The sequence below is a fragment of the Novosphingobium sp. NFX11 genome, assembly GCF_057376415.1.
In genome coordinates, this window is record NZ_CP080384.1 from 1917022 (window position 1) to 1930082 (window position 13061).

A 13061-nucleotide genomic window follows, 5' to 3' on the forward strand; every position below is an offset into this window, starting at 1 on the left:
AAGGACGGATTCCCGCAAAATGAACGACGACCAGCCCAACGGCAACCCATGGGTCAAGAGCCTGCTCGTATGGGGCGGCATCTTCCTCGCGCTCCTGATGGTGGTCTCGATGTTCGGATCGCGCGCCACCACCGGCCCGGCGATTCCGTACTCCGACTTCCGCAGCAAGGTGGCCGAAGGCAGCGTCGCCTCGGTCGAGATTTCCGAAGACCGCATCGACGGAAAGCTCAAGAATGGAGACAGTTTCTCGACCGTCCCCGTTCCCAACGACCAGACCCTGACTGACCTGCTCCAGCGCAACGACGTCAAGTATTCGGGCAAGGAAGCCGAACAGGGCAGCCTGCTGCTCTACATCCTTGCGCAGACCCTGCCGTTCCTGCTGATCGTCGGCATCGCCTTCTTCGCGCTGCGCCAGGTCCAGAAGGGCGGCGGCTCGGGCGCGATGGGCTTCGGCAAGTCCAAGGCCAAGATGCTTACCGAGCGTTCGGGCCGTGTGACCTTCGACGATGTCGCCGGTATCGACGAAGCGCGTGAAGAACTGGAGGAAATCGTCGAGTTCCTGCGCGATCCCACCCGCTTCTCCAAGCTCGGCGGCCAGATCCCCAAGGGCGCATTGCTGGTCGGTTCGCCCGGCACCGGCAAGACCCTGCTCGCCCGCGCCATCGCCGGCGAGGCAGGCGTGCCGTTCTTCACGATCTCGGGCTCCGACTTCGTCGAGATGTTTGTGGGCGTCGGCGCCAGCCGCGTGCGCGACATGTTCGAGCAGGCCAAGAAGAACGCGCCGTGCATCGTCTTCATCGACGAAATCGACGCCGTCGGCCGCCACCGTGGCCACGGCCTCGGCAACTCGAACGACGAGCGCGAGCAGACGCTGAACCAGCTCCTTGTCGAGATGGACGGCTTCGAGGCGAACGAGGGCATCATCATCATCGCGGCGACCAACCGCCCCGACGTGCTCGACCCCGCGCTGCTGCGTCCGGGCCGCTTCGACCGCCAGGTCGTGGTGCCGGTGCCCGACATCGAGGGCCGCGAGAAGATTCTCGCCGTGCACATGAAGAAGGTACCGCTGGCTCCCGACGTGAACCCCCGCGTAATCGCGCGCGGCACTCCGGGCTTCTCCGGCGCCGATCTCGCCAACCTCGTCAACGAGGCTGCCCTGCTCGCAGCGCGCCGTAACAAGCGCCTCGTTGCCATGCAGGAGTTCGAGGACGCCAAAGACAAGGTCATGATGGGCGCGGAACGTCGCTCCATGGTCATGACCGAGGACGAGAAGAAGATGACCGCCTACCATGAGGCGGGCCATGCCATTGTCTCGCTGAACGAGGCGGCTTCCGACCCGATCCACAAGGCGACGATCATCCCGCGCGGCCGTGCGCTGGGCATGGTCATGCGTCTGCCGGAGCGCGACAGCTATTCCTACCACCGCGACAAGATGCTCGCGAACCTCTCGGTGGCGATGGGTGGCCGCGTGGCGGAAGAACTGATCTTCGGCTACGACAAGGTCTCGTCGGGCGCCTCTTCGGACATCCAGTACGCCACCAGCCTGGCGCGCTCGATGGTCACCAAGTGGGGCATGTCGGACAAGCTCGGCCCGATCCAGTACGAGGACAGCCAGGAAGGCTACCTCGGTATGGGCGGCACGCAGCGCACCATGGGCTCCAGTGAGACCAACCAGTTGATCGACAGCGAAATCCGCGCTCTGGTCGATAACGCCCACGCTCGCGCGACGCAGATTCTCAAGGATCAGAACGTGGCGCTGGAAACCTTGGCGCAGGCTATGCTCGAATACGAAACGCTCTCAGGTGACGAGATCAAGCAGCTTCTCGAAGGCGGTCAGATCGACCGCCCGTCGGAGCCGCGCGGTCCTTCGGCGGCACGGCCGTTGTCCGGTTCGGCCATCCCCAAGGCAGGCCGCCGCTTCACCGGCACGGCGCCGCAGGGCGCCTGAGCGGGAAAGAACAAGGTTCTCCCAAAAGGAGAATGCAGGAGGGGGCGTCAGACTCAGGTCTGACGCCCCTTTGCGTTTGCACCTATTGCGGAGTTTGCATCTGATCTTTTTGCTGCCTCGCCGCCACCGCAAGTATAGTATCGCAATGCCGGACATTCACGAAATGCGAGGACGCTATGGCCCAAGTCGAGATAGTCGTCTGTGAAAAGCGCTGAAGCCCGCAGGGAGGCGTGGGTTTTGGTGGATATGAAGTAATCGAATTTGCAAGGTTTTGGGGAAATCGGGCGAAAAGCTTGCGATTACGTGCGCCTGTGCACGTAGGGGCTTTCCTCGCAAGTCGGGTCGTGATTCACTGAGTTGGACGACACGAAGAGGTTTTGCCGATGCCTCCGAAGAAGCCCGCGCCGCGCAGTGACGAGTTGTTCCGCAGTCAGCTCGACAACATGGTCGACATGGAACACGCGCTGGTGAAATTGGCGGGGCTGATCGACTGGTCACGGTTCGATGCGGCCTATGGACGGTTCTACCATGAGAAAGGCCGCCCTGGGCTGTCGACGCGGCTAATGGCAGGCCTGCACCTGCTCAAGCACATGGAGGGCCTGTCGGACGAAGCCGTCTGCGCCCACTGGGTCGAGAACCCGTACCACCAATTCTTTTGCGGCGAGCAGTACTTCCGCCACAAGCTGCCACTGGATCGTTCGTCGATGACGCGCTGGCGGAACCGGATCGGGGCCGACAAGCTGGAACTTCTGCTCGCCGAGACGCTGCGCGTGGCGATGGAAACCAGGGCAATGCCGCCGCAGGCCTGCGAGCGGGTGACGGTGGACACGACTGTACAGACCAAGGCGATTGCCCATCCCACCGACAGCCACCTGCTGCTACGCGGCATCGAGTGGCTGAACCGGATTGCCCGCAAGCACGGTATCAAGCTGCGCCAGTCATTCCTGCGGGTGGGCCGCCAGGCTCGGCGCGATGTCTCCCGGCTGATCCACGGGCGCGGTCACAAGCAGGCGATGCGTTGGGTGCGCAAACTTCGCACCTGGCTGGGCCGGCTCGACCGCGACATCGGCCGCAAGATCGCCGGAAATGAGGAACTCGAGGCCGCCTTTGCCGTCGTCCGCGAGCGGGTGGCGAAGATCCTCACCCAGAAGGCTGGCAGCACAGACAAGCTTTATGCCCTGCACGCGCCCGAGGTGGAATGCATCGCCAAGGGCAAGGCGCGGACCCGCTACGAGTTCGGGGTAAAGACCTCGATCGCGGTGACAAACGCCCGCACCGCCGGCGGCCAGTTCATCGTCGGCATGCAGGCGTTGCCCGGCAACCCCTATGATGGCCACACCCTGTCCGGGCAGATCGAGCAAGTCGAGCGCCTGACCGGCGTCACCGTTGAGCGGGCTTATGTCGATCGCGGCTACAAGGGGCACAAGCATGGCGGGCAGGCCAGGGTCTATATCGCCCACACCCGCGGGATCACCTCACCCACGATCAAGCGCGAGCTCAGGCGACGAAATGCCATCGAACCGATCATCGGTCACACCAAGTCCGATGGCCTGCTCGAGCGCAATCACCTCGCCGGTGCCACCGGCGATGCCATCAACGCCATCCTGGTCGCCGCGGGGCACAATCTCAGGTTGCTCGTCGCATGGCTGACTGCGCTTTTGCGCGCCCTCATCGCCGCCTGGCTATCCCCAGTCCTGCCCGAAATGGGCGCTGCCTGAAAGCAGCGTACCAGTTCGATAAACCCCTCACGGCACATCGGACGCAATCTACCCGTCGCCGAAACGAACATCGCATTGTTCACGGCCGACGAGATATATGATGGCGAAGGCGACGAGTTGCTCTTCACCGGCCAGTTCGATTTCCTCCCCGCGCCGGTGAATCGATCGCCAGGAATACCGACGATTACTTCCATTACTATGAAGTCATCGACGTGTGGCACCGTGAAGACCCCGAAGCCGGCAGGTTCCAGGCATGCCTGGCGGTCAAGATCGTCGACTGATCCCCGCCGCCGAGTGGCTTACATACTGGTCTGTGCCATGATCAGCGTAAAAAACACGCCGAGCGCCATGGCGGCAAAGACCAACAGCACAGCCGTTCGCCACAGGCCGCCGAACCGCCCGACACCGTAAGCCCCGCGCAGCTGGCGATACATGTGCAGCGGCGGGGTCAGAATCAGCAGGGCAATCAGACCACCTGCTCCCACGGTGCTGGCGATCATCCCCACGATCGCCAGAAGCGTCATGAAGCACAACGAATACGTCACGAAAACCGTGTGGTCGTAAAGATGGAAGCGCCGGCTGAACGGAAACAGCAGCCACAGGAACGGCACCGAGATCGGAATCAGCGCCCAACTGTACTTATAGGCGTAAGTCTGAAGCTTGTAGCTCGCCAGATCGGGGTTGGAGCGGAACTTCTTTATCGCTTTATCGAGCGCCGGAATGTCACTGACCTTGCGGGCGGGATCCACTTTCAGGTCCACATTCTCGGCTTTCAAATCGCGTAAAGTGTCGAGCGCCGCGTGTCTTCCTTCCAGTTGCGATCTGAAGCTCTCGATCGGCTGGCCTTTCGCGATCGCCGCCTTGCGCGTGCCCTCGATCCCGGCGATCTCGCCTTCGAGCCGCTTTATGTTGGCTTCGAGGCCCTGCGAATTCCCGGTTTGCGTGGCAGGTTCCTCGTGGCCCTCGGTCGCGTGGAACACCGCGAACATCAGAAAGACGCAGAACAGGAACAGCGCGATCGGTGACACGTAGCTGGCGCGGCGACCATCGACGTATTCGCGCGTCAGGCGTCCCGGTCGCCACGCCAATAGTGGCACGGTACGCCAGATCTTGCCCTCGAAATGGAACACGCCGTGCAGCAGGTCGTGGAAGAAAGCGCCGAGACTACGGTGAACGTGCGCCGCCTGCCCGCAAGCATGGCAATGCGACCCGGCGAGATGCGTCCCGCAGTTAAGGCAATCCGCCTCGTGGGTATGCCCATCATGCCTTTCGGCGCGCCCTGCGTGATATTCCGGCTCGATCGCCCCCGCCAGGGCGGCACCCTGCCCAAGCTCCGCCAGTCCTTCGCTGATCCCGCTCATGTTCGCCCCCGTTCAACGGAAACGAAACCTATGCCGGGATCGCAATTCGCGCAATGCGGCCGCGCACGTGGCTCAGCACCTCTGACCCAGCTTTTTCTCAATCGCCGCCCAGAGCCTCCCGAATGCCTGAGCCGCAGTACTTTGCGGAGCCAGTACTCCGACCGGCTGGCGCTGAACGGCGCATTGTTCGACAACGCTGGCGTAAGGAATTGCCGGCCAGTTCGGGTTCGTCTCATGCGCCTGCTTGTGCAGCGCCCGGCGCATGTCGAGCATGGAGAGCACCGGCAGGATAGGCGGGTGCCGCTTGGTGTTCCCAGCAATCTCGCGCACGACGAGATCGAACGCACGCGACGAAAGTGGAGATGGTGGCAGCGGCACGATTACGAGATCCGCAGCGCGCACGACCTGCGCCGACAACTCGTTCATGACAGGCGGACAGTCGAGAATGATTCGGGGGTAGTCGGCCGAAAGCTCTTCTGTCAGTTTTGCCAGCCGTTTGCGCTTGCCGATCTTCACCAGTTGCGCATCGAGCGCACGGATCGATTCATCGGCGGGAAGCACGTCCAGCCGCTCGAACGCTGTCGGCTGGATCAGCCGGGTTGCGGGTCTTTCTCGCGCAAAAACCTCTTCAGCAAGCCGCGTTTCCTGCGGTTCAAGACCATAGAGAAACGCCGAGCCGCCTGCCGCGTCGAGGTCCCACAGCAAAGTACGGTGGCAGCTCTGCACCGCCGAAGACCATGCGAGATTGGCCGAGAAGGTCGTCTTCCCTACCCCGCCCTTGACGCTGTAAATGGCTATCGTAGCGCCCCTGCACTCGACAGCTGATCCCGAGGGGAGCTCGGACGCAACGAGGGGACCGGCCCTCTTGGGCGGTCCCCCGGTCAATCCGATAATACGAGGCAGTTTCGATTTTCCGGGCACGCCCGTATCGTTGCCTGCAGCAGGGCTGCAGTCAACGGTTACGATCAGCCGTCGTAATCGCCGCCCAGCGAAGTGTTGCGGGTCGGGGCCGACGCGGTGATGCGCAGGGCCTCGGCCGACTGGCTGAGCGAGCCCACATCGTCCATCTCGTCGTCGTCGTCGGGCAGGACGCGCTGCATCGAGGTGACCAGCGTTTCCTTGAGGTTCTTGGGAACCACGGTTTCCTCGGCGATTTCGCGCAGTGCGACGACCGGGTTCTTGTCGCGATCGCGATCGATGGTCAGTTCCGCGCCGCCCGAAATCTCACGCGCACGCTGCGCGGCGAGAAGGACGAGGTCGAAGCGGTTGGGGATCTTGTCGACGCAATCTTCGACAGTAACGCGCGCCATGGGCACTCCCGGTAAAGAATCTGTGGGATCGGAAAGGCTGGCAGTTAGGGCCAGAGGCGGGGAAAGTCAAGGAAATGGGGCGCCTCATCCGCGACCGGCAGGCTACCTTGAGGTGAGTGTCATCGGCAGGGGCTTCGACAGGCTCAGCCTGACCCTTCGACTAGCTCAGGGTGAGCGGGGTTGAAAGCAGGTCTTCAAATTCCGCTCAGGCTGAGCCTGTCGAAGCCCCATCGCCAGACGCTACGCCCGCGTGAAGCTCAGCGCCAGCCTCGCCAGTTCGGGGAAGGCCTCGGCCCGCTCTTTCGCCTGCGCGTTGGAGGCCGTGCCGCGGATTACCCGGCCTTTGATGCCGTGGAAGATCGCGGCGAGGCGGAAGAAGTTGAACGCCATGTAGTAGCGATAGTCCGGCAGCCCCTCGCGCCCGGTGCGGCGGCAATAGGCGGCGACGTAGTCTTCCTCGCTCGGGATGCCCAATGCGGCGATGTCCGCACCGCCCAGTCCCGCCACGATGTGCGGCGGCATGTGGTACATCATCGCGTTGTAGGCGAAATCCGCCAGCGGATGCCCCAGCGTAGACAGTTCCCAGTCCAGCACCGCCAAAACGCGCGGCTCGGTGGAGTGGAAGATCATATTGTCGATGCGGAAGTCGCCGTGGATCACGCTGGAGGCGCCATCGTCCGCCGGCATGTTCGCTTCCAGCCAGGCGATCACCGCGTCCATGTCCGCGTCGCGGCCGGCGGCCTCGTCCTCGAAATACTGCTTCGACCAGCGGCCGACCTGACGGGCGAAGTAATTGCCCGGCCTGCCGTAATCGCCCAGTCCAATGGCGTCCGGATCGTAGGAATGGAGTTGCGCCATCGTCGCGTTCATCGCATCGAAAAGCGCGGCGCGCTCCGCGTTCGAAACGCCGGGGACGGTCGCATCCCAGAAGATGCGGCCTTCCACCATTTCCATGACGTAGAACCAGGTGCCGATGACGCCATCGTCTTCGCACAGGCCATAGACCTTTGCCACCGGGAAGCCCGCACCGTGGAGCGCGGAAAGCACCTTGGCCTCGCGCTCCACCGCGTGGGCGCCCTTGAGCAGTTGCCCCGGCGGCTTGCGCCGCAGGACGTAGCTGCGCGAAGGCGTCACCAGCTTGTAGGTGGGGTTGGACTGCCCGCCCTTGAACTGCTCGACGCTCAGCGGACCGGCGAAGCCCTCGACATTGGCTTCCAGCCATGCGGTCAGCGCCGCCTCGTCGAAGGCATAGCCTTCGCGCACGGCGGTGGTGCCGGAATTCGCGCCCGTAATGTCGGAGGCATTCTCGCTCATGCGGGCTGCGCTTCCTGCGCCTTGCGCCAGTCGCGACGGATCTTCTTGGCGAGGCTCCACTTGTGGACTTCGGTGGGGCCGTCATAGATGCGGAACGCACGAACTTCGCGGAACACCTGCTCGACGATGGTGCGTTCGGTAACGCCCGTGCCGCCCATCACCTGCACGCAGTTGTCGGCGATCTTCATCAGTGCTTCGGACACCGAAACCTTCGCCATCGAGCTCTCCACTGTGCCGAGCGAGCCGGTGTCGAGCACCGAGGCGCACCAGTCGATCATCAGTTCGGACTGCTTGATGAGGATTTCGTTCTCCGCCAGCATGAAGCCGACGCCTTCGTGCTCGATCAGCTGCTTGCCGAACGCCATACGGCGGCAGGCATAGTCGCTGGCGATCTCGTGCGCGCGGATGCAGCAGCCCAGCCAGCGCATGCAATGCGAGAGGCGCGCCGGGGACAGGCGGATCTGGGCATACTTGAAGCCCTCGCCCGGGTCGCCCAGCATGTGTTCGGCCGGCACGCGCAGGTTGTCGATCGTCAGGGTGGCGTGGCCACCCGGCATCGAGCTGTCAATGGTGTTCGGCACCTCGTCGATGCGGATGGCATCGTCGGGCAGGTCCACCAGGAACATGCAGGCGCCGCCCTTGGTGTCTTCCTCCGCCGAAGCCGCCATGACGATGCCCACCATCGCGCCCTGCGCGCCGGTGATGAAGGTCTTGCGGCCGTTGATGACCCAGTGGTTGCCATCCTTGTGGCAGGTGGTCTTCATCATCGACGGATCGGAACCGGCGCCGCCCCATTCGGCCGGCTCGGTCATGAAGAAGGCGGAGCGGCCCTTGCCCTCGACCAGCGGCTTGAGGAAGCGCTCCTTCAGTTCGGGCGAGCCAACGTGGCCGATGAGGTACATGTTGCCCTCGTCGGGCGCCATGGTGTTGCAGGCCAGCGGGCCCAGCGGCGACAGGCCCGACTTGATGAGCACAACCGCCGTCTCGCGCTGGTTGAGGTGCGATCCGTCGGCGCGGATGTGCGGGGTGAGCACGCCGGCCTCGCGGGCCAGACCGCGCAGTTCCATCAGCAGTTCGTCGGTCGGCGCGCCGTGGTGATCGCGGCGCGGGTCCTTCTCGTAGGGCGCGACCTTTTCGCGGACGAAAGCCTCGACCTTGTCGGCCATGTCGAGGGCGTATTGGGAAATCTCGCTCATTATTGCAGCACCCGGATCGGATCGGAGCCATCCCAGTCGCGGGCGGCATCCTTCATCATCTGAAACAGACCTTCGGTGCCGGTAAGCGGCTGAAGGTATTCGATTACGTGGCCGGGGCCCTGACCGGGATCGACATAGATCACCTCGCCATCGGCGCCGACCTTGCCCTCCACGATCACCTCGGCGCCGGCTTCGGCGCAGGCCTTGCGGGCTTCGGCGATCGATTCAACGAAGACGCAGACGTGGTGCAGGCTATCGCGCACCGCATACTCGCCCGAATAGAGCGAGGGGGCATCGGAATCGGTCTTGATAAGCTCGATCTGGATGTCCCCCCAGTAGCCGATGGCCATGGTGAACGTGGCGTCGGTGGGCTGGCCCTTGTACTTCATGTCGTCGAGCCGCACGTCGTTGAGGACGAAGAACGGGCCGACGCCGACCGTTTCGATCCAGTATTTCATGGTCGCATCGAAATCGGTCGGGAAATAGGCGAGTTGGATCACGTCGCCCAGCCGCTTGAGCGGGCCGGGCTTCACGACGGTTTGGGTGGCCTCTCCGGTCATTTTCTGTCCCTTCAAAACTTCGTCATCCCCGCGAAGGCGGGGACCCAACTGATGACGGTGCAACCTGCACCCTCAGGAGATGGGTTCCCGCCTTCGCGGGAATGACGGGGAAGTGTGCAATCACGCGCCGAACAGGCCCTCGGGCGCCTCGATCAGACCCTTGAGCGTCTGCAGGAACTGCGCGCCCGCAGCGCCATCGATGGCCCGGTGGTCGACCGAGAGAGTGAAGGAAATGCGCGTTTCGAACGCCACGTCGCCGTCATCCGTCTCCACCGGCTGGCGCAGCGCCGCGCCGACGGCGAGGATCGCGCCCTGCGGCGGGTTGATGATCGCATCGAAGTTCTCGATCCCGAACATGCCGAGGTTGGAGACGGAGAAGGTGCCGCCGTCCATATCGTCCATGCTGAGCTTGCCGGCCTGCGCCTTGTCGATCAGGCGGCGGGTTTCCACCGCGATCTGGTCGATCCGCATCAGATTGGCCTGACGCACCACCGGGGTGACGAGGCCCTTGGGGCTGGCGACCGCGATCGAAACGTCGGCGTGCGGGAAGCGGTGAATTTCTTGACCGTGCACCTGCAGGTTGACGTCCGGGTGCTTCGCCAGCGCCATGGCCGAAGCCTTGACGATCCAGTCGTTCACCGAAGCCTTGCTGCCCAGCACGACGTTCGCGGTCTTGCGCATCGCGATCAGCGCATCGGCGCTGGCCGACATGCGCAGATAGAAGTGCGGAAGCTCCTGCTTCGCCTGGGTGAGCCGCTGAGCGACGACCTTGCGGACGCGGTCGAAAGGCACGACTTCGGGGCGGTTCTCACCGGCCACGAATTCAGGCGTGCCGATGCCGCCGGCCGACGCCTTCGGCGCAGGCACGAGCGCCAGCACATCGGCCTTGGAGATACGGCCGCGCGGTCCGGTGCCGGTCAGGCCCTGCAGCGAGAGGCCGTGCAGCGCGGCGATACGGCGGGCGAGCGGCGAGGCGAGGACCTTGAGGTCGTCCGCCTCGACGGGAACCGTGCCCTTGAGCGAGGGAGCACCCTCGCCGCGCAGCGCCTTCACCACGTCCTGATGGGTGATGCGACCGCCACGGCCCGAACCCTCGATACCGGCGATATCGACGCCCTCTTCTTCCGCGAGGCGCAGGGCCTCGGGGCTGATCGGGCGGTTGGTGTCGATCTTGATGCGCTGCTTTTCAGGAGCCGGCGCAGCAGCGGCAGCCGGAGCGGACTCCTGGGTCTTGGTCTTCTCGGCGCCCCCTTACCTGCACCTTGGGCGATGCCGCCCTCGGCCGGCTTGAAATCGGCCACGAAGGCATCGATCTCGGCGTCCGAGTGCGAACCCTCGTCGAACACCGCCAGCAGCGCGCCGACGGGTTCCTCGCCCGCGCCGCCGCCCACGATGATGCGGCGGACGGTGGCTTCGTATTCGGCCTCGACCTCGTTGGTGATCTTGGCGGTTTCGATCAGGCACAGCGTCTGGCCGCGCTTGAAGGTTTCACCCTCCTTCACCATCCATTCGGCGATCGTGCCTTCGGTCATTTCGATGCCCCACTTGGGCATCGTGAATGCGCGGATGCGACTCATGTCAGCGCTCCCCTCAACGGTATTCGAGCGTCTTGCGCACGGCAGCGGCGACCTTGGCCGGGCTCGGCAGGTAGGCGCTTTCCAGTTCGCGGGCGAACGGGACCGGCGTGTGCGGCGGGGTCACCATCTCGATCGGCGCCTTGAGGCTGGCGAAAGCCTTCTGGGCGACGAGCGCGGAGATGTCGGTGGCCAGCGAGCAGCGCGGCGGGGCCTCGTCCACCACGACCAAACGACCGGTCACTTCGACCGAATCGAGGATCGCTTCCTCGTCCAGCGGCGAGGTGGTGCGAAGGTCGATCACGTCGCAGCCGATGCCGTCCTGCGCCAGATCGTCCGCAGCCGTCTCGGCGTAGCGCACCATCATGCCGCTGGCGACGATGGTCACGTCCTGCCCAGCACGGGCAAGGCGGGCGTGGCCGAAGGGGATGCAGAAATCCGGATCCTCGTTCACTTCGCCGCTCATCGCGTAGAGGAACTTGTGTTCGAGGAACACGACCGGATCGTCATCGCGGATCGCCTGACGCAGCAGGCCGCAGGCGTCTTCCGGGGTGGTCGGCATGACCACCTTGATGCCGGGCATGTTGGTGACGAACTGGCTGATCATCTGGCTGTGCTGCGCGGCGGCGTTGTAGCCCGCGCCCACCGGCATGCGGATCACCGCCGGGCAGACCGACTTGCCGCCGAACATGTAGCGGAACTTGGCGATCTGGTTCCAGAGCTGGTCCATGCACACGCCGATGAAGTCGGCGAACATGATCTCTGCCACCGGGCGCTTGCCGGCGAGGGCCAGACCGCCCGCCGCGCCCATGATGGCGCTTTCGCTGATCGGGGTGTCGATCACGCGGTTGGGACCGAAGGCGTCGTAGAAGCCGGTCGAGGTGGACCAGATGCCGCCGATCGCCTCGGGGCCGCCGGCCGTGCCGTTGCCACCGACGACGTCCTCGCCCAGCACGACGACGCGCTCGTCACGCTGCATTTCCTGGAAGATCGTGTTGCGGATGGCATCGCGATACATCATTTTTGCCATGGGTCTCGCTCCTGCCGTCAGTAGCTGATGTAGACGTTTTCAAGGACGTTCTCGGGCTGCGGGCGCGGTGCGGCGCGCGAAGCCTGGACGGCATCCTCGATGGCCTTGAGGGATCTCGGTGTCGATCGTGTCGAGATCCACGTCTTCCAGCAGCTTGGCGCCGGTGACGCTGGCGCGGAAGATCTTGAGGCAGTCCCGTTCGGCGCGCAGGCGATCGAGTTCGCCATCGCCGCGATAGCGCTGCGGATCGCCTTCGAAGTGGCCGAAGAAACGCTCGGTATCGAATTCCACGGCGGCCGGGCCATTACCGGGGGTGCGGACATATTCCAGCACTTCGCGGAAGGTGTCGTAGACGGCGAAGAAGTCCGTGCCGTCGCCGCGCCACACCTTCATGCCGAACGCTTCGGCGCGGCTGGCGATGTCCCTGGTGGTACCGACCGCGTAATCGACGCCGGTGTGCTCGGAATAGTGATTGTTCTCGAAGACGAAGATCGCCGGGGCCTGGGTGACGACCGCGAGGTTCATCGCCTCGAACGTGGTGCCCTGGTTGCAGGCGCCGTCGCCCGAGAAGGCGATCGAGACGGCCAGCTTGCCGTTCTCGTCCGGACCGTCGATCTTGTTGGAGATCGCCGCGCCCACCGCGATCGGAGCGCCCGCGCCGACGATGCCGTTGGCGCCCAGCATGCCCTTGTCGATGTCGGCGATGTGCATCGATCCGCCCTTGCCGTTGCAAAGGCCGTCCTGGCTGCCCCAGATTTCCTTCATCATGCCGTCAAGGTCGCAACCCTTGGCCAGACAGTGGCCATGGCCGCGGTGGGTCGAGACGATCTTGTCACGCTCGGTCAGGTGCTCGCACACACCGACGGCGACGGCTTCCTGGCCGCAGTAGAGGTGGGTGAAGCCCGCGATCTCGCCGGTCTGGATCTCCTCGTGGAGCCGTTCCTCGAATTCGCGGATCAGCTTCATCTGCCGATAGGCGCGGGTCAGCGCCTCGCGGTTCAGCTGCATCAGGGATTCCTCTCAGTTATGGTGTGGATTTCGGGACAACAC

General features: G+C 64.2%; 11 protein-coding genes and 1 pseudogene. 2 read left to right on the forward strand and 10 right to left on the reverse strand.

Translation table 11 applies throughout. The annotated features are described in order from the left end of the window. The first annotated feature begins 19 nt into the window (after window positions 1–19). Entirely contained in the window at window positions 20–1948 is a 1929-nt protein-coding gene (gene ftsH / locus KZO24_RS09805) for an ATP-dependent zinc metalloprotease FtsH (protein ID WP_008829529.1), read from the forward strand. Between the two features lie 383 nt (window positions 1949–2331). Beyond that, window positions 2332–3666 carry an IS5 family transposase gene (locus KZO24_RS09810; protein ID WP_486486113.1) on the forward strand — a complete coding sequence of 445 codons (1335 nt, stop codon included), beginning with the start codon at window positions 2332–2334 and terminating at the stop codon, window positions 3664–3666. A gap of 299 nt (window positions 3667–3965) precedes the next feature. Here the strand turns inward: KZO24_RS09810 and KZO24_RS09815 are convergent, their stop codons facing one another. From KZO24_RS09815 to KZO24_RS09860, 10 genes and pseudogenes are all read right to left on the reverse strand, one after another. Beyond that, on the reverse strand, window positions 3966–5027 hold the full coding sequence (locus tag KZO24_RS09815; RefSeq protein ID WP_486486114.1) for a DUF3667 domain-containing protein: 1062 nt from the start codon (window positions 5025–5027) through the stop codon (window positions 3966–3968). 72 nt (window positions 5028–5099) lie between these two features. Then, window positions 5100–5825, reverse strand: coding sequence for a ParA family protein (locus KZO24_RS09820; RefSeq protein WP_271182141.1), 726 nt, complete (start codon window positions 5823–5825; stop codon window positions 5100–5102). A 167-nt stretch (window positions 5826–5992) separates the two neighbouring features. Continuing rightward, on the reverse strand, window positions 5993–6337 hold the full coding sequence (gene rpoZ / locus KZO24_RS09825) for a DNA-directed RNA polymerase subunit omega (RefSeq protein WP_008829533.1): 345 nt from the start codon (window positions 6335–6337) through the stop codon (window positions 5993–5995). A 240-nt stretch (window positions 6338–6577) separates the two neighbouring features. Next, window positions 6578–7651: a phosphotransferase gene (locus tag KZO24_RS09830; RefSeq protein ID WP_271181756.1), complete on the reverse strand. Its 1074-nt coding sequence runs from the start codon at window positions 7649–7651 to the stop codon at window positions 6578–6580. Beyond that, on the reverse strand, window positions 7648–8847 hold the full coding sequence (locus tag KZO24_RS09835; protein ID WP_271181757.1) for an acyl-CoA dehydrogenase family protein: 1200 nt from the start codon (window positions 8845–8847) through the stop codon (window positions 7648–7650). Before KZO24_RS09835 ends, KZO24_RS09830 begins: the two co-directional genes overlap by 4 nt. Further along, window positions 8847–9407 (reverse strand): VOC family protein, encoded by a 561-nt coding sequence (locus KZO24_RS09840; RefSeq protein WP_008829536.1) that lies wholly within the window; start codon window positions 9405–9407, stop codon window positions 8847–8849. The genes KZO24_RS09835 and KZO24_RS09840 overlap by 1 nt, the downstream gene beginning before the upstream one ends. Window positions 9408–9527: 120 nt before the next feature. Then, window positions 9528–10559: a 2-oxo acid dehydrogenase subunit E2 gene (locus KZO24_RS09845; protein WP_486487165.1), complete on the reverse strand. Its 1032-nt coding sequence runs from the start codon at window positions 10557–10559 to the stop codon at window positions 9528–9530. Next, entirely contained in the window at window positions 10457–10984 is a 528-nt protein-coding gene (locus tag KZO24_RS09850) for a biotin/lipoyl-containing protein (protein WP_486486115.1), read from the reverse strand. Before KZO24_RS09850 ends, KZO24_RS09845 begins: the two co-directional genes overlap by 103 nt. A 13-nt stretch (window positions 10985–10997) precedes the next feature. Then, on the reverse strand, window positions 10998–12011 hold the full coding sequence (locus KZO24_RS09855; protein ID WP_271181759.1) for an alpha-ketoacid dehydrogenase subunit beta: 1014 nt from the start codon (window positions 12009–12011) through the stop codon (window positions 10998–11000). Window positions 12012–12028: 17 nt separating this feature from the next. Beyond that, window positions 12029–13019 (reverse strand): annotated as a pseudogene (locus KZO24_RS09860) (thiamine pyrophosphate-dependent dehydrogenase E1 component subunit alpha). Window positions 13020–13061: the final 42 nt, after the last annotated feature.